At 65.2% G+C, this 15,414-nt stretch carries 12 protein-coding genes; 6 read left to right on the forward strand and 6 right to left on the reverse strand.

Annotated elements, in window-relative coordinates; all coding sequences use genetic code 11:
* Position 1 precedes the first annotated feature (1 nt).
* The 6 genes from ACIRD8_RS20955 to ACIRD8_RS20980 all read left to right on the forward strand — a co-directional run bounded on the left by ACIRD8_RS20955 (position 2) and on the right by ACIRD8_RS20980 (position 5,621).
* A complete protein-coding gene (locus tag ACIRD8_RS20955) occupies positions 2 to 442 on the forward strand; it encodes a hypothetical protein (RefSeq protein ID WP_403993429.1) in 441 nt (146 codons plus the stop codon).
* Complete coding sequence (locus tag ACIRD8_RS20960; protein WP_403993432.1) at positions 439 to 2,166, forward strand: hypothetical protein; 1,728 nt, start codon at positions 439 to 441, stop codon at positions 2,164 to 2,166. The genes ACIRD8_RS20955 and ACIRD8_RS20960 overlap by 4 nt, the downstream gene beginning before the upstream one ends.
* A gap of 25 nt (positions 2,167 to 2,191) precedes the next feature.
* Positions 2,192 to 3,445 carry a S8 family serine peptidase gene (locus tag ACIRD8_RS20965; protein WP_403993435.1) on the forward strand — a complete coding sequence of 418 codons (1,254 nt, stop codon included), beginning with the start codon at positions 2,192 to 2,194 and terminating at the stop codon, positions 3,443 to 3,445.
* A 76-nt stretch (positions 3,446 to 3,521) separates the two neighbouring features.
* On the forward strand, positions 3,522 to 3,875 hold the full coding sequence (locus ACIRD8_RS20970; protein WP_403993438.1) for a WXG100 family type VII secretion target: 354 nt from the start codon (positions 3,522 to 3,524) through the stop codon (positions 3,873 to 3,875).
* Between the two features lie 63 nt (positions 3,876 to 3,938).
* The gene (locus tag ACIRD8_RS20975; RefSeq protein WP_403993441.1) at positions 3,939 to 4,238 is read left to right on the forward strand and encodes a WXG100 family type VII secretion target; all 300 of its coding nucleotides are present in this window, start codon (positions 3,939 to 3,941) and stop codon (positions 4,236 to 4,238) included.
* A 123-nt stretch (positions 4,239 to 4,361) separates the two neighbouring features.
* Positions 4,362 to 5,621: a S8 family serine peptidase gene (locus ACIRD8_RS20980; protein WP_403993444.1), complete on the forward strand. Its 1,260-nt coding sequence runs from the start codon at positions 4,362 to 4,364 to the stop codon at positions 5,619 to 5,621.
* A gap of 118 nt (positions 5,622 to 5,739) precedes the next feature.
* Here the strand turns inward: ACIRD8_RS20980 and ACIRD8_RS20985 are convergent, their stop codons facing one another.
* The 6 genes from ACIRD8_RS20985 to eccCa all read right to left on the reverse strand — a co-directional run bounded on the left by ACIRD8_RS20985 (position 5,740) and on the right by eccCa (position 15,388).
* Entirely contained in the window at positions 5,740 to 6,813 is a 1,074-nt protein-coding gene (locus ACIRD8_RS20985) for a (+)-(1(10)E,4E,6S,7R)-germacradien-6-ol synthase (protein ID WP_403993447.1), read from the reverse strand.
* A 379-nt stretch (positions 6,814 to 7,192) separates the two neighbouring features.
* Positions 7,193 to 7,786, reverse strand: coding sequence for a hypothetical protein (locus ACIRD8_RS20990; protein WP_403993450.1), 594 nt, complete (start codon positions 7,784 to 7,786; stop codon positions 7,193 to 7,195).
* Between the two features lie 81 nt (positions 7,787 to 7,867).
* A complete protein-coding gene (locus tag ACIRD8_RS20995) occupies positions 7,868 to 8,353 on the reverse strand; it encodes a hypothetical protein (RefSeq protein WP_403993453.1) in 486 nt (161 codons plus the stop codon).
* 142 nt (positions 8,354 to 8,495) lie between these two features.
* The gene (locus ACIRD8_RS21000) at positions 8,496 to 10,805 is read right to left on the reverse strand and encodes a hypothetical protein (RefSeq protein ID WP_403993455.1); all 2,310 of its coding nucleotides are present in this window, start codon (positions 10,803 to 10,805) and stop codon (positions 8,496 to 8,498) included.
* Positions 10,805 to 11,275, reverse strand: coding sequence for a hypothetical protein (locus tag ACIRD8_RS21005; protein WP_403993458.1), 471 nt, complete (start codon positions 11,273 to 11,275; stop codon positions 10,805 to 10,807). The genes ACIRD8_RS21000 and ACIRD8_RS21005 overlap by 1 nt, the downstream gene beginning before the upstream one ends.
* 144 nt (positions 11,276 to 11,419) lie before the next feature.
* A complete protein-coding gene (gene eccCa / locus ACIRD8_RS21010) occupies positions 11,420 to 15,388 on the reverse strand; it encodes a type VII secretion protein EccCa (protein WP_403993461.1) in 3,969 nt (1,322 codons plus the stop codon).
* Positions 15,389 to 15,414: the final 26 nt, after the last annotated feature.

A 15,414-nucleotide genomic window follows, 5' to 3' on the forward strand; every position in this document is an offset into this window, starting at 1 on the left:
CGTGACCGAGGGCAAAGGGGATCTCCGGCGCGGGGTAGGCGCCCTGGAGAAGTTCCAGAAGAGCGTGAACGCGTTGCTGGCCGAACTCGAGAGTTCGCCGGCCGGGAAGTCGAAGGTCGCGGCACAGAGGGTGTCGCGCAATGCCTTCAGCGGCGGGAACACGGGCTTCGCGGAGGCGGACGGCCTCTACACCCAGTACAACCGCGTCCACGAGTCGCTCGTCACGCTGTCGAAGTCGCTGGGCGAGCAGATCGAATACCTGAGCCTCGGTGTGCACGCGGCGGCTGTCGGCTTCGACAACGTGGACGACGACACGCGGCGTCGGTTCTACGAGATCCAGGCGCACATGGACGCCGAGCGCGAGAAGGCACAGGCGGAGAGGCACGCCAAGCCTGAGCAGAACGCCGACAAGCAGAGCGACGCGGGGTGGGCAGCCGAATGAGTGAACCGAAGAAGCCGGGTTCCGAGGAACAGCCGGAACTGACTCCCGCGGAACAGAAGCAGCAGGACACGGAGCGCGTCCAGGGGCAGCTGATCGTCACGGACGTGACGCGCCAGATGCAGGGCGTGATGGAGGTGTTCGGCTTCGGTGGCCCGAGCACCTCGGGGCGGACGTCCTTCGAGGGCCATGAGCTCAACGCGATGATCGACCTGATCGAGAACTCCAATCCGGCGGACCTCGAGGACGCAGGCCAGGCGCTGCTGAAGGCGCGTACCGCGATCAACGACGCGGCGAAGGAACTGGGCGACTTCATCAAGGCGGTCGACTGGGAGGGCGAGTCCGGAATCGCCTTCCGCGACTGGGGCAACGGTCTGGTCGCCCATGCCGAGAAGCTGGGCGAATACGCGCAGACGGCCGGCGACCAGATCACGGTCGCGGGCACCGGACTTGCCTCGGTACGCAGCTCCCTCCCGCCCCGCGACAGCCGCCTCATCCGCAAGTCCCCGGAACAGATCGAGAGTCCGGCGCGGATCGAGGCAAACCCGGAGTACGCGGCGGCGGTGAAGGTCGAGAAGGACCGCCAGGAGGCCATCAACCAGGCGAACCGGCTGGCTTCGTACTACGCGGTCTCGGAGGAGACGCTGGCGGCGCAGGAGCCGCCGCGGTTCGAGAAGAAGCTTGATGTTGCGATGCCTAAGCCGGGAGGGCTTCGGGTTGGCGACGGACCAGGGACATCGTCTACGGGCTCCGGCTCATCAGGCAGCGTGGACTCGGGAGACGTAGCGGCGCATTCGGTGATCGGCAGCCCGGGCTCTGCAACAAACGGCCATGGCTATGAGACGCCGCCGACCGTAGCGCCCGTCCTGGACCAGAGCACATCGACAGAAATCAACAGTGTCGCCACTCCTCCGGCGCCGGTGACCTCTTCAGGCACGCCTACACCAGCACCGACTACGAGCCCTGCGGTATCCGGGGGAGGTCCGACTCCTCCCATGGCAACCGGCTTTGTGAACCCCGTGACAACTGGCTCACGGGGGCCCCAGTCACCAACAGGCGCACCCAGGGCTGTTGGCCAAGCGGGCGGTAATGGTGCTCGGACAGGTAGCGGCCCGGCGTCCAACAGCCGCACTACCGGACCTCAAGTGGGGCGCCCCTCGCCCATGAACGGAGGAACACCCTCCGCACGTGGGGTTACCGGTCCGCAGTCCCCGACTGCCGGTCGATCCGGTGTCACGGGCGGCAGGCCGACATCTGTCGGTCATGCGGGTACGTCCGGAGCTGCCGCCCCGCGTGCGGGCCGAGGCGGCATCGTCGGGGGTACACCCCAGCGTTCGGCGCCCGGGGCGTCCGGAGGCACGCGTGGTGCCCCACGCGGCACCGTCATCGGAGCTGGCGGAGCGGCACGGCCGGGAGGTCCAGTCAGCGGGGTCGGACAACGCGGCGTCGTCGGCAATGGAAGCGGTAACGCCCCTCGTCCTGCGGGGCGGGGTACCCCCAGTGCCAACGGGGTTGTCGGCACGCCCCGTGGTGGCCCCGCACGGCCCGGGGCGGGCGCGAAGGGCTTCAGCGCAGGCGGTGCTGGTCTCGTGCGTGGCCCGGCGGGCCGGAAGGACTCCGGGGACGAGGACCAGGACGACGGCACGCCGCGCCCGGACTACCTGACAGAGGACAGAGAAACGTGGGAGGCCGGCCGGCGCGGAGCCGCACCGCCGGTGATCGAGTAGGTACACGGAAGGTTCGGAAGTCAGGATGACAGCAGGAATGAGCCAGACCCGAAAGCGCCGTGTATCTCTCGGATTGAGAGGGCGCCTGTTCGGCACGATGGTCGTAGCCACTGCCTGGTCTGTGGGATTCGCGGGGGCTGCCCCCTCGGCGATGGCTGAGGATGTGCAATCGAAGCAGTGGTACCTCAGTGCGATGCAGGCTGAGGAAATGTGGAAAATTGCAACGGGTGAGGGCATTAAAATTGCTGTCATCGATAGTGGTGTTAATTCCTCGACGCCCTCCTTGAAGGGGAAGGTGCTGAAGGGGTTCGACGCCACCGGGGCTGAAGGTGACGAGTACGACGATTATGCCGGACATGGAACTACCATGGCTGAGTTGATCGCCGGAACGGGGAACGGTGGAGGGCTGAAGGGCCTGGCACCGGGGGCAAAAATCATTCCCATGCGGATCACCGATACGGAATTCCAAAACAAGCATTCGGTGAATGCGTATGACACGCGAGACGCAATCAGGGCTGCAGCCGACAGTGAGGCGCAGATCATCAGCATGTCGTTCGGCAGTGAGTTCCCAACTGCTGAGGAGCGAGCAGCTGTCGAGTACGCGCAAGACAAGGGAAAACTATTCTTTGCTCCTGTTGGAAACAGCGGGAAGGAAGGGAATAAGGAAGAGTACCCGGCGGCGTACCCCCAAGTTGTTGGAGTTTCCGCAGCGGACAGCGGCGGAAAAGTGGGCGAATTCTCTCAACATGGCCAAATCACCGACATTGCGGCTCCCGGCAGCGATGTGCCGTACTGGTGTGACGAAACCTTCCAAAAGTACTGTGACGGCAACGGCACGAGCCAGGCAACCGCCATTGCTTCTGCCTCGGCAGCCCTCGTGTGGTCCGCTCACCCGGACTGGACCGCGAACCAAGTCCTCAACGTACTGTTTGACACCGCTAGCCGGGACTGGGAAAAGGGCACGCTCAGCAAGTATCTAGGCCACGGCCTGATTCGGCCCTCCATGATCCTTCTGAAGGGCAAGGGGGACCCCGGCGCCCCGGACATCAGTCCTCTCACCAATGAGAAGACTGCCGGCTCCCCAGCCTCACCCGCCGCATCCGCATCAGGTTCGTCACAGCCTGAGAAGAAGGAGAAGGCGGAGGACGCCGCTATGGCAGGCTCCAGCACGGAGAAGGATGACGGTAGCCAACTGGGCCTGATCCTCGGCGGAGTGGCAGTGGTACTCGTCCTCGGCGGCGGCGCTTTCGCGCTCGCTCGCAAGCGCCGTACCGCCTGACTGACCGTAGTTCCTCATACACACCCCCGGCGTGCATGCCGGACCGAACAAGAGCACCAGGAAGGAAGCCAGAACTATGGCGGATCAGAAGCTTTCAGATGAGATGCTCCTCAAGCTCGAGGGCGAGCTCACCAAGCGATTCGACTCCGTGAGGGGCCAGCTGAAGACGCTGCAGGCGACGATCGACAGCCTGGAAGGCGCCTGGAAGGGCATCGGCGCCAGCGCCTTCAACGTCAAGCAGGCTGACATCAACCTGAAGATGGGCAACATCGCCACCCGGCTGGTCAACTTCCAGGAAGCCATCAAGGCGGCCCGGACCATCTCCGGTAACACCGAAGACGAGATCAGGCAGGCCCTCCAGGGCGTCGACGTCGTCCCCGGCCACTCGGGTGGCTCCGAGGTCAAGACGTCAGCTATCAACGCCCTCTGAACCTTGCCGTACCCGTACGACGTACGGGCCATCACACCGCACTAGATTGAACTGGAGGACCGTATGCCGACCAACGACGGCACGATGGTTGTCACTTACTCGAGCCTGGAGCAGGCCGCCGGGGACATCGACCGGCAGAGCAGGCAGCTTCAGGAGGACCTTGCGGCGATCAAGCGCATGGTCGCCAGTGTGTCCGAGCTCTGGGTGGGCGAGGCCAAGTCGGCCTACGACGCCGCGCAGACCGGCTGGGACCGCGACGCCACGGGGATCCACACCGCTCTGTCTGAGATCTCTCGCAAGGTGCGCGACGCCGGTACCGCGTACCACGCGGGTGACAAGCGGGCGCGGGCCAACTTCGAGTAGGTCTCGCCAGGCAACACAACAAAGGTCAGGGTGGGCACGCACGGGAGGTGCCCACCCTGACCTTTGTCGTGGGACCCACACAGTCGGTGATCGAGTAGGTACACGGAAGGTTCGGAAGTCAGGATGACAGCAGGAATGAGCCAGACCCGAAAGCGCCGTGTATCTCTCGGATTGAGAGGGCGCCTGTTCGGAACGATGATCGTAGCCACTGCCTGGTCTGTGGGATTCGCGGGGGCTGCCCCCTCGGCGATGGCTCAGGATGTGCAATCGAAGCAGTGGTACCTCAGTGCGATGCAGGCTGAGGAAATGTGGAAAATTGCAACGGGTGAGGGCATTAAAATTGCTGTCATCGACACCGGCGTCAACCCGTCGACACCCTCACTGAAGGGTCAGGTCCTCAAGGGGTTTGATGCGACGGGCGTCGAAGGCGATGAGCACAACGATTATCGCGGCCACGGCACCACCATGGCTGAGCTGATTGCTGGAACTGGCAAGCGTGGAGGGCTGCAAGGCCTTGCGCCAGGCGCCAAGGTCATCCCGGTGCGAATCACCGATACGGAGCTGCAAAGCACACATTCTGTGAATGCGCATGACGACGCGGATGCTATCAGAGCTGCAGCGGACAGTGATGCGCAGATTATCAGTATGTCATTTGCCAGTGATTTCGCCCGAGGGGAAGAGCGGGAAGCAGTCGAATACGCGGAGAGTAAGGGGAAGTTGTTCTTCGCGGGAGTAGGAAACAACGCGCAAGAGGACAACAAGGAGCAGTACCCTGCTGCGTACCTGCAAGTTGTCGGTGTTGCGGCCACTGATAGTAGTGGTCGGGCATCAACATACTCTCAGCACGGGAAAGTCGTAGACATCGCTGCTCCTGGGGATGGCATTCCAACGTGGTGTGACTCGAATTTCAAGAACTACTGCGACTCCGAAGGTGGAACCAGCCAGGCGACTGCCATCACATCAGCCGCCGCCGCCCTGATCTGGTCCGCCCACCCGGACTGGACCGCGAACCAGGTCCTCAATGTCCTCCTCGACACGGCTGGGCGAGGCGACATGGAAAAGGGCGAGCTCAGCAATTACGTCGGCCACGGCCTGATTCGCCCCTCCATGAACATCCTGAAGGGCAAGGGTGACCCCGGCGCCCCGGACATCAGCCCTCTCACGCAGGAGAAGACGTCCGATTCCACAGGCTCCGCCGCCCCGTCCGCACCCACCTCGGCCGAGCCTGAGACGGACAGGAAGGCGGACGACGCTGCCATGGCAGACGCCAGCACCGAGAAGAACGACGACGACCAACTGGTCATGATCCTCGGCGGAGTAGCCGCTGTACTCGTGCTCGGCGCCGCAGCCTTCGCCCTTGTCCGCCAACGTCGCACCACCTGAACACCTGCCCAGCGCCGGGTAGCCGAGGGGCCGGGACGGGTGCACCCTCGGCGCCTACCAGCACGATCTGCGGTCCCCCGTCCTCAGCCTGCCGCCGGACGCACGTCCCCCATCGAGATCACTGGTCCTTCAACAGGGTCCACCACCAGCCGATGCTGGCGATCGGCAGAGGCTGATCCGCCTCCCGTTCCTGGAACGGGGAGGCCGCGCTGCCGGCGGGCAGGTCAGCGGGGTTCTCCGGATTGACGTAGCGATTGGTGGTCAGGGACCAGTCGTAGTCGGCGCGGATCCAGGAGTCGCAGTCCGTGATCCAACGGCGGAGTTCAGGGCCGGCGTCGAGAAGGATCTGGTCGCGGAGGCGCAGGTAGAGGGCCATGGCGCGGGTGTGCATCACGGCGGTCTCGCTCACCGCTTCGTCGAGGGTGCATTTCCGCTCGTACGCGATCAGGTCGACGATGTTGCCGTATCCCTCTTGGCTGCGTTCCCGCTCCTTGTGGTACGAGACCAGGTCGTTGGACCAGCCGATGATCGAGGCGAAGATCTCGACGAACCCACGGACGTCGTGACGCTCGTAGTCGGCCGCGGGGAGGTCGTACCCGTGGATGATCTCGCTGAGGGTCGAGAAGATCTTGACCCCGGAGGAGTCGAGCCGGACCGCCAGGTGGTCGGAGAGGGTGGGGATCCGTCCTGCGGCGCTGTTGGCGGCCATCCAGATCTGGCCCTGGAGGTAGGCGCGGAAGCTGGCGGCCCAGCGTGCGGTCTGCACGGGTGTGGTCAGGCCGTCTAGCCGCAGCCGCAACTCACGTAATGCGGCGCTGTAGTTGTCGTCGGCGCGTGCCGCCCAGGGGACGTCGACGACGCGCTGGAGCTTGGTGATGATGAGCAAGGTCGCGTCAGGGGATGCAGCGACCGGCCCCTCGTCGCAGAACTCGTCGTCGAACGCGAAGAGCCACATGAGGAAGTCCGAGGTCCACTGCAGCGCCCCGAGACGTCCCGCGGGCGCGCCACGGCTGGTTATCTCACCCACGGAGATCCGCGTCAGCCGCTCGCGTTGCGCTCGGTCGGAGTAGAGGCCGAATCGATCGAGCCAGGCGGCCGAGCGTTCGTCGATCTCACGCCAACTCGGGTGGATTCCGGAGGGGAGCGGAACCCACAGCTGAGGGATCTTCGGCGCTGGAGCTGGGGAGGTCATGTACCGCCCTTTCGCATGTTCTTTTCAATGCCTCTGAGACCCGGAAGTTAGCAAGGTGTACGGGGAACGGGTACAGCCGTTTCCAGCCTGCTTGGCCGGTGTACGGCTGTCCCTTTCGGCCCGGGGGCAGGCGCCTGGTCACGTCTCAGCGGCCTGTGGGAGGTGCGAAAGCGGTTGATCACGCATCGTTTACGGTTGATCGGCCTCGGAGCGCAGTTGGCCCGAAAGTGCCTCTTGATAGTTCATGATTCACCGACCCAAGCCTGCGGCACGGAGGTTCTGCCCCCGCCGGCCCGTCGCAAGGGCTGCGCTTACCCCGCTCGGCGCGGCACTCCGCCGCAGGCGGACCACGAGGGAGCATCGGCGCGACCAGGCGGCTTCAACACTCGCCCTTGCGGCTCGTCACAGCGAAGTCGTAGTTCGGGACGGTCACGGTGCCGGGGTTGCCCGCGATCCCCGGGGGTTTGTAGTCCCCGTCCTTCGACGGCGTGCGCACGACGTGTACGCAGAAGGCTGCGTCCGCGCCTGCGGCCTGGACCGTGTAGTCGGCGTCGGAGGGCTTGTTCGAGGCTGCGGCGCCGGCGTCCACACCGCTCTGCGGCGCGCCCCCGCCACCGTTCTCGACGACCTCTTCCTCGATCATCTTCGCGAATTCCTGATCGAAGCCGCTGTCATCACCGAAGATGTCGCCGAAGCGCGAAGTGCCGTCCAACTCCGCCGCGGCCTGGCTGACCGCACTGGACAGTTCGTCGTCGCTCCACTCCGCGTCGGCGACCACGGCCATGAACTGGAACGCCGAATAGATACCGATCCCCGCCATCCCGAAGAGGACGACTCGCGCGGCGACAAAGGCGGAGTCGGGAAGTTCGGGCGCCGAAGGATTGAACGACTCACGCCACCGGCGGACCCGATCCGCCTTGACGCAGCCCATGGCCACGAGCCCGGCAGCCAACACGAAAATCAGGACGACCATCAACAAAGCCTTTACTGTTCCATTTTTCGGACAGGTAGTCAAAGAAGCAGGCACATTTTGCAGCCGTGAGGCCAATATTCGCTATGAGCAGTGATCTGAATTGTCGAGTTTCTTCGAATATTCGCGAATAAGGTTCTTGAGTGCCTCTGCGTCGGGCTTCCCCCCTGAAATCCGAATGCTTGCAAATACTCTCTCGCTGCTCGTCGGGGGCACGAGGCAGGTCACTTCCCCGATTGCTCCCGTTTTTGAGTATATGTACTTTCCGTCTCTTGTTACTGTGTCGCCCGGGTCGACGTTGTTGAACGGCATGGCGGCGACCTTTAGTAGTGATGCATCCTTGCGTAGCCACTCGGAGCTGGCTGACAGTACTTCTTTGCCGTCAACGTATATGCGGCACCTTCTGATGCCTTCCGCTTCGTGACGGGATACTACGGACACCTTCTTTCCCGGTGGCATGAAAGGGTCGAGGAACTTTGACGAGATGGATTTTCCACAGAGCGAGCCGGGGGTCGCGTAGGATTTCTCGGGAGCGGAGCAGGCCGAGTTCAAGCTCGCCAAGATGATCACCCCCGCAATTGAGGCTGGGAGTCTCAGTTTGGCGCGACGGCTCAGGCCGGATCCCTCCATAATGTTTCCCTTCTACTGGAATGCTGCGGTGACGGTGTGGTTGTTCTGAAGGATCGTCGTTTTTCCGACTTTCCCTCTGTGGCTATGTGGGAATGTCGGTCTCGAGGTCATTAGCCATTTTCTGACCCGCTGTGGAGGCATCGTTAAATCCGTCCCGGGTTCCCGCTCGCGTCCACTCCGCGAACTGTTCTATCTCAGGGTTTTTGTGTGTCCTGCCAGCGCCGTCTGCTGCGATCCTGGCAAGTTCGGTATTCTTTTCCGTGCTATCTTCCCAAAGCTCTCCCACGGTCTTCCCTGCCTCCTTCAAGTTCTCGGGCTCGCTATCCTTGAAAAGCTGTTCCAGTACAGCTCCGGTCACAGTCCCTGCCACTCCGCCCGTTGCAGCTCCTACGGCCGGGCTCGCGATAAAGCTTGTGCCAATTCCTATACCTGTGCCAATCACTCCTGAGGCGATGCCCTTCTTCTGGTTCACCGCATGTTCGAAGTCGCTGTCAGCTTCGTTCGCTTCCCCCAGCACCGCCTCTTGGCGCCCGATGGCTAGGGTTCCTCCGACCTCACCGGACCTTCGGGAAATTTCTTTGATCGTTTCTTCGGTGGAGTGAGGGTACTTTTGATCATCGGGTAGGTTGGGATTCAGGTGGTAATCCATGAGGCTGGCCATGTAGGATTTCTGGCCTACTTCGACAGCAGCGTACCCCTCCGGATTCTGGCCCAGGCTCACCAGCAGGCGAGTCACATCCGTGTGCTCCAGATTGGCGATGTGCCCAGAGATCGGGAAGAGCTTCGGAACACTCGTGTTGTTCTCGCTGGCTTCGGTGGTTGCCCGATGGATGTCAGGTAGATATTCGGATGCAATCTGGCCGATGCTGTCTGACATGTATCCATGCCCGGTCAAGCGCTCTGGGTCATCTGAAATGGAGGCAGTGAGACTCTCCATGAGCCTCGCCTGATTCGCATTATGGGCCGGTAGGTCAGCCGCCGGGATTTCACCCGCCAGGTGCCCGGTCGTCGCCGCCTCCAGAGCCAACGCCATGGCGTTCCGGCCGGAGATGCTATCCTCGCCCTTGTCCGTATAGTCCTTCGGCCAGTCCCGCTCCTCGAAGAGATAGTCGAAGTTGCTGAGCTCCCTCCTCCCCATCTTTTTGTCGCTGTCAGTACCTTCCTTGAATTCGTGATCCTCGTCCTTCGTCAGGAACGTGTCATTGAAAAACTCCGTCGCAGCGTCAGGGCTGCTCGAAAGCGCCTTCATGAAGCCCGTCATCGGGTCCATGCCGGAATCCGATCCGGTGCGGTTGAGGGTCGGGTCCATGGGGGCCGGGGTGTTCCAGGTTCCGTGCCTCCCGTTGTCAGTGCGTTCCTTCTCGGTCTTGATCAGCTCGTTCCCGTAGTCGTTGAGGAAGCTGTTGTCGTAGTTCCCCCAGCGCATGAGATTGCTCATCACCTGGAAGCCGACGGTTCCTGAATTCTTCGAGATGGGCTGACTGCCGAGCTCCACCATCTCGTGCTTCCACTGCGTCATCCCGGAAGAGTCACTATGACTGGCAGTGGCCAAGGTGAGACTCAGGTTCTTCTGCAGGTCGTCGTACTGGTCGCCTCGCGCCTCCCTCAGCTCATGGGGTCCTCCAGGAGTGTTCAGCCCTGCCCAGAAGTCCAGCGTCCCCTGCGCCTTCAGCTTTTCCGCGAAGCGGGCGCTGAACAGCTCGTCACCCGACATCTTCTTGAGCCCGGCGTTCAGCTTGTCGAACTCCCTGACCGTGAGGTCCTCCGGGTCCTTCTTCGCGATAGCCGCCAGTTCATCGGCTTCCTTGATCGCGTGGGCCGCGGAGTCCCGGTCCTTGTACTCGGCACCTGCGAATCCCAGAGCTGCCTGGTCCGCAAGAGCTCTAAGCGCGACGGAGCCCGTGTGGTCGATTTCGGTCGCCTTGTCGAGGATCCTCTGCAGTTCGCCGCGGAGCGCGTTGACATCGCGCTCGGCCTCGCTGGAGGCGGGGACGGTCGGCCCCAGGGGCGGGTCGGTATAGGCGATACCAGCCGTGACCGTGAACCCGCCCCCGCTGGTCGTGGCGACCCTGAGGTTCTTCGCCGCCCCGCGTTCCAAGGCCTCGTTCAGCTGGCCCTGGCAGGCCTTCAGCTCGTTGCGCGTGTCCTTGAGGATGTTCCACAGAGACTTGGCCTGCTGGTGCGCGTCGTCGAACTCGCGCACCGTCTTGTCGACGAACCCTTTGGTGACATTGGCGTTGTCGCCTGACCAATCGGCCTTGTCGGCCTTTGCCTTGAGATCGTCCCGGGCGTCCACCTGCAGGACGGCTAGGTTGCTCACCATGGTCGACCAGTCGGTGACGGCCTGGTCCAGCTGCCCGAATGTGGCGAAGCGCAGGGTTTCCAGATCCATCAGTTGTCCGCCTTGTTCTTCTCACCCTTGGGCGCGTTGTCGTCGTCGAAGGCCTCATCGAGCACGGCGATACTGCTGACCCTGCTCCGAACGTACTGGTCGTCTCCGTCGTGCACGTACTTCGTGAAGTCCATGTGGTTCGCGATGTGACCACACGCATCCAGAAGGGACTTGAGCTGGACGTCCCATTTGCTCGCCACGTGCCTGAGAGCGCCACCGAGTTCGAAACCCTGCGTGGTGAGATCGCCCGCCGCTGATTCGCTGGTCGGGACTGCTACGCGGGCCTCTTTCCACAAGCGCGTATTCAGCTTGGAGGCCTCGTTACGGACGCCCGACAGGTCGGTCTGGTTGACGGCGAGGTCTCCCTTCTTGCCTCCACCGCCCCCAGGCGCGGCCTTGTTGAGACGCATCTGCGTCCCGCCCTCGCCGGCCGCATCCGTCTTCAACTGTTCCCACTCGGCCCATGCCATGCGTGGAGTCCCCCTAGGTCCGTACTCGGAATGTCGTCGTGCCGGAATCTCAACTGCTCCGCCGCCCGCCCCGAACGCCGGAGCGGGCGGCAACAGCGGCGTAAAGCCTGCCGTCCACCGCCCGCCCCGGTCCCGCCACAAGCCCTACCGGTCGCCGTCCATGAGCCCCGACTGCACCAGCGGGTTCCCGCGGCGCCGGGTGACGAAGACGCCCCGCCCCGGGGGCATCGGGCGCGGGCGTACGTTGCCGAGGATGTCCCCCTCGATGGGGTCGCCCGACAGCATCAGGCCCTGCGCACCCAGCTCCAGGATGCGCTGCAGGAACGGCTCGTACAGGGCGCGCCCAGCGCCCGCCGTGCTGCGGGCGATGATGAACCGCACGCCGACGTCCCGGGAGAACGGCAGCATCTCCGTGAGCTTCGCCAGCGGGTTGCCGCTGGACGTCGAGACCAGGTCGTAGTCGTCGACGACCACGAACACGTCCGGGCCGCTCCACCAGCTGCGGTCGCGCAGCTCCTGGGCCGTGACGTCCGGAGAGGGCGTACGGCGCTTCATCAGGTCGTACAGCGCGTCCATGTGGTGCTCCATGTTGTTGGACATGGGCACGTACTCGGCCAGGTGCGTCGCAGGGGTGACGTCCAGCAGCGCTCGCCGGTTGTCGATGACGAAGAACTTGGCGGCGTTCCCCTCGTACCTCTCCGTCAGCTGCTTGATGAGCAGGCGCAGCAGGTTGGACTTGCCGGACTCGCTCTCGCCGAACACCAGGAAGAACGGGTCCCGCTCGAAGTCGAGGAAGACCGGCTCCAGGTTGTTCTCGTCGATGCCGAACGCGATGCCCCGCTCCGGCCGCGCGTAGCCCGCGGGCAGGTCGTGGACCGGGAGTTCGCGGGGCAGCAGCCGGACCGCCGGGGCGGGCGCCGCGGTCCAGTGCCGGGCGACCTCCTGGTTCATCGCGGCCGTGGCCTCGGAGAGGTCGCTGTCGGAGTTGATGCCGTCGATCCGCGGCACCGCGGCCATGAAGTGCAGCTTCTCCGGGGTCAGACCGCGTCCGGGCACCCCGGGCGGCACGTTGACCGCGGCCTTGCGGTCCAGCTCCGAGTCCATGACGTCACCGAGCCGCAGCTCCAGCCGGTTCATCAGGTGGTCCTTGAGGTTGGCCCGGACCTCCATCGAGCGCGACGCCGTGACGATCAGGTGGATGCCGTAACCGAGACCGCGCTGAGCGATGTCGATGGCCGCGGCTTCCAGGGCCTCGTAGTCCGTGCGGAAGTTGCCCCAGCCGTCGATGAGCAGGAAGACGTCGCCCCACGGCTGGTCCGTCACCGAGATGTCACCGCGCGCCCGCAGCCTGCGGAACGTGGCGATGGAGTCGATGCCGGCGCTGCGGAAGTACTCCTCGCGGCGCGCCATGATCCCGTACACCTCGGAGACCGTACGGCGCACCCGCTCGGGGTCGAGCCGGGACGCGACCCCGCCGACGTGCGGCAGACCGGAGACCGAGGCCATGCCGCCGCCACCGAAGTCGAGCCCGTAGAACTGGACCTCCTGGGGCGTGTGCGTGAGGGCGAAGCCCGCGATGAGCGTGCGCAGCAGCGTGGACTTGCCCGACTGCGGGCCGCCCGTGATCTGCATGTGGCCCGCCGCGCCGGAGAAGTCCCGGTAGAGCGTGTCGCGGCGCTGCTCGTACGGCTTGTCGACCACCCCCAGCGGTACGACGAGACGCCCCGAGCCCTCGAACCCGGGCTGGGTCAGCCCACGGCCCTCGACCGCGGACAGCCCCGGAAGGAGCTCGTCCAGCGACGGCGGGTTGTCCAGCGGAGGCAGCCACACCTGGTGCGCGGAGGCCCCCCGGCCCTCCAGCCGGCGCACGATCACGTCGAGCACCGTGTCGGCCAGGGCGTCGTCCTCGGCCTTACGGGCCTCGGGCACGCCGGGCTGCGCCGTCGGCTGTACGTAACGGACGGGCACCGGGGCCGCGGTGAACACCACGGGCCTGCGGTCCACCGGCAGCGGACCGGAGGACACCGCCGGCTGGGCGCCGGAGCGGTACACCCCGGAGACGTACGCCGCCTTGAAGCGCACCATCTCGTCCGTGCCGTACTTCAGATAACCCGAACCGGGCACGTTGGGCAGGTGGTACGCGTCGGGCACGCCCAGCGCGGCCCGGGACTCGCCCGCGGAGAACGTACGCAGACCGATCCGGTACGACAGGTACGTCTCCAGCCCGCGCAGACGCCCCTCCTCGAGGCGCTGCGAGGCCAGCAGCAGATGGACGCCCAGCGAACGGCCGATGCGCCCGATCTGCACGAACATCTCGATGAAGTCCGGCTTGGCGGTGAGCAGCTCGCTGAACTCGTCGATGACCAGGACGAGCGAGGGGATGGGCTGCAGGGGTGCGCCCGCGGCCCGCGCCTTCTCGTAGTCGTGGATGTTGGCGTAGTTGCCCGCGTCGCGCAGCATCTCCTGGCGGCGGTTGAGCTCACCGCTGATGGAGTCGCCCATGCGGTCCACCAGCGTCAGGTCGTCCGCGAGGTTGGTGATCACCGCCGCGACGTGCGGCATCTGCGCCATGCCGGCGAAGGTGGCGCCACCCTTGAAGTCCGCGAGGACGAAGTTCAGCGTCTCCGAGGTGTGGGTGACGGCGAGACCCAGCACGAGCGTGCGGAGCAGTTCGGACTTGCCGGAACCGGTGGCGCCGACGCACAGGCCGTGCGGCCCCATGCCTTCCTGCGCCGCCTCCTTGAGGTCCAGCATCACGGGGGCGCCGTCCTCGCCCACACCGATCGGCACCCGGAGCCGCTCGGCCTGCGAGCGGGCCCGCCAGGTGCGGCTGACGTCGACCGAGGCGGCGTCGCCGAGATTCAGCAGATCGGTGAACTCCAGGTTGGCCAGCAGCGGTTCGTCGTCGTCGCCGCCCGAGGCCACGTGGAGGGGGGCCAGCTGGCGTGCCAGTGCCTCCGCGGCCTCGTGGCTCAGCAGGTCGGGGAGGCCGTCGTACACGAGGCCGTTCCCCGACTCCAGCTGCAGGGAGTGCGGGTCCACCACGATGGAGAGGCCGCCGCGCGCCCCGTTGACCTGGCCCGTGACGATCTCGACGACCGACACGCCTTGGAGGCCCTCCGCCGAGGCGAGCGCCGACGTCGCCGGTACGGACTCGCCGTCGAGCACGACGACGACGTGCGGCTGGTCCAGGAGCGGCTGCCCACCGGGCTGGAAGCGCGGCCGTCCGTCGAGGCGGCCCGCGAGCATCTCCTCCAGCTCGGCGACGCTCGTGCTGATCAGACGGCGGCTGCCGGCCCCGTCGATGGAGCCCTGCACCTGGACGTGCGGGAGCCACTTCGTCCATTCCCAGCGCGGGGCGGCGTCGCGGCCGGTCGCGACGGCGATGATCAGGTCCTCGGGGGAGTGGAGCGAGGCGAGCGCCCCGACCATCGCGCGGGCCGTGGCACGCGCGGACTCCGCCTCACCGCTGATCGTCAGGTGGTAGAAGGCGCGGAGCGAGACGGCCATCGGCAGCCCGTCCAGCGTGCTGTGGGTCGTCAGGAACTGCTGCATGGCCCCGGCGGTCAGCGGCTCCAGCTCATCCACGGGCGCGGTGTCCGGTGCGACGAGCGGGGTCGCGAGCTCCTGGCTGCCCAGACCGATGCGTACGTGCGCGAAGTCCGCGTCCCCGACACGGCGCTCCCACACCCGGCTGCCCTCGGCGACGAGCGCCCACAGCTGCTCCGGGGACGGGTGGAGGTAGAACTGCGCGTCACGCTGCTGCCGGGCGGTCCTCAGCACGGCACGGCGGGTCTGGGTCAGATACTTCAGGTAATCGCGCCGCATGTCCGCGAGCTGGCCCTGGGTGCCGCGCCGGAAGCGGATGATCATCGAGATGGCCATGGCGACCGTCGACGCGATCATGACCATGCCCATGATCCGCATGATCGGGTTCGGCGTCATGAAGAAGAAGACGACGGAACCACCCATGCCGAGCATCGGCAGCAGCTGCATCATCACCCCCTCCTGCTGCCCGCGGGGCAGCTCGGGCGGAGGTTGCAACTGCACCTGCTCGCCCGGAACTTCGGAGGGGAGGGCCCGCGGTGGGCGCTTGACGACAATCTGGCTCACAGCTCACCAATTCCCTTGCCGGACGG

The sequence above is a fragment of the Streptomyces sp. NPDC102451 genome (assembly GCF_044765485.1).
GTDB lineage: Bacteria > Actinomycetota > Actinomycetes > Streptomycetales > Streptomycetaceae > Streptomyces.

Coding starts and splice junctions, on each gene's coding strand:
- ACIRD8_RS20960 (WP_403993432.1), top strand. CDS start 439: ATGAGTGAACCGAAGAAGCCGGGTTCCGAGGAACAGCCGGAACTGACT.
- ACIRD8_RS20965 (WP_403993435.1), top strand. CDS start 2,192: ATGACAGCAGGAATGAGCCAGACCCGAAAGCGCCGTGTATCTCTCGGA.
- ACIRD8_RS20970 (WP_403993438.1), top strand. CDS start 3,522: ATGGCGGATCAGAAGCTTTCAGATGAGATGCTCCTCAAGCTCGAGGGC.
- ACIRD8_RS20975 (WP_403993441.1), top strand. CDS start 3,939: ATGCCGACCAACGACGGCACGATGGTTGTCACTTACTCGAGCCTGGAG.
- ACIRD8_RS20980 (WP_403993444.1), top strand. CDS start 4,362: ATGACAGCAGGAATGAGCCAGACCCGAAAGCGCCGTGTATCTCTCGGA.
- ACIRD8_RS20985 (WP_403993447.1), bottom strand. CDS start 6,813: ATGACCTCCCCAGCTCCAGCGCCGAAGATCCCTCAGCTGTGGGTTCCG.
- ACIRD8_RS20990 (WP_403993450.1), bottom strand. CDS start 7,786: ATGGTCGTCCTGATTTTCGTGTTGGCTGCCGGGCTCGTGGCCATGGGC.
- ACIRD8_RS21000 (WP_403993455.1), bottom strand. CDS start 10,805: ATGGATCTGGAAACCCTGCGCTTCGCCACATTCGGGCAGCTGGACCAG.
- ACIRD8_RS21005 (WP_403993458.1), bottom strand. CDS start 11,275: ATGGCATGGGCCGAGTGGGAACAGTTGAAGACGGATGCGGCCGGCGAG.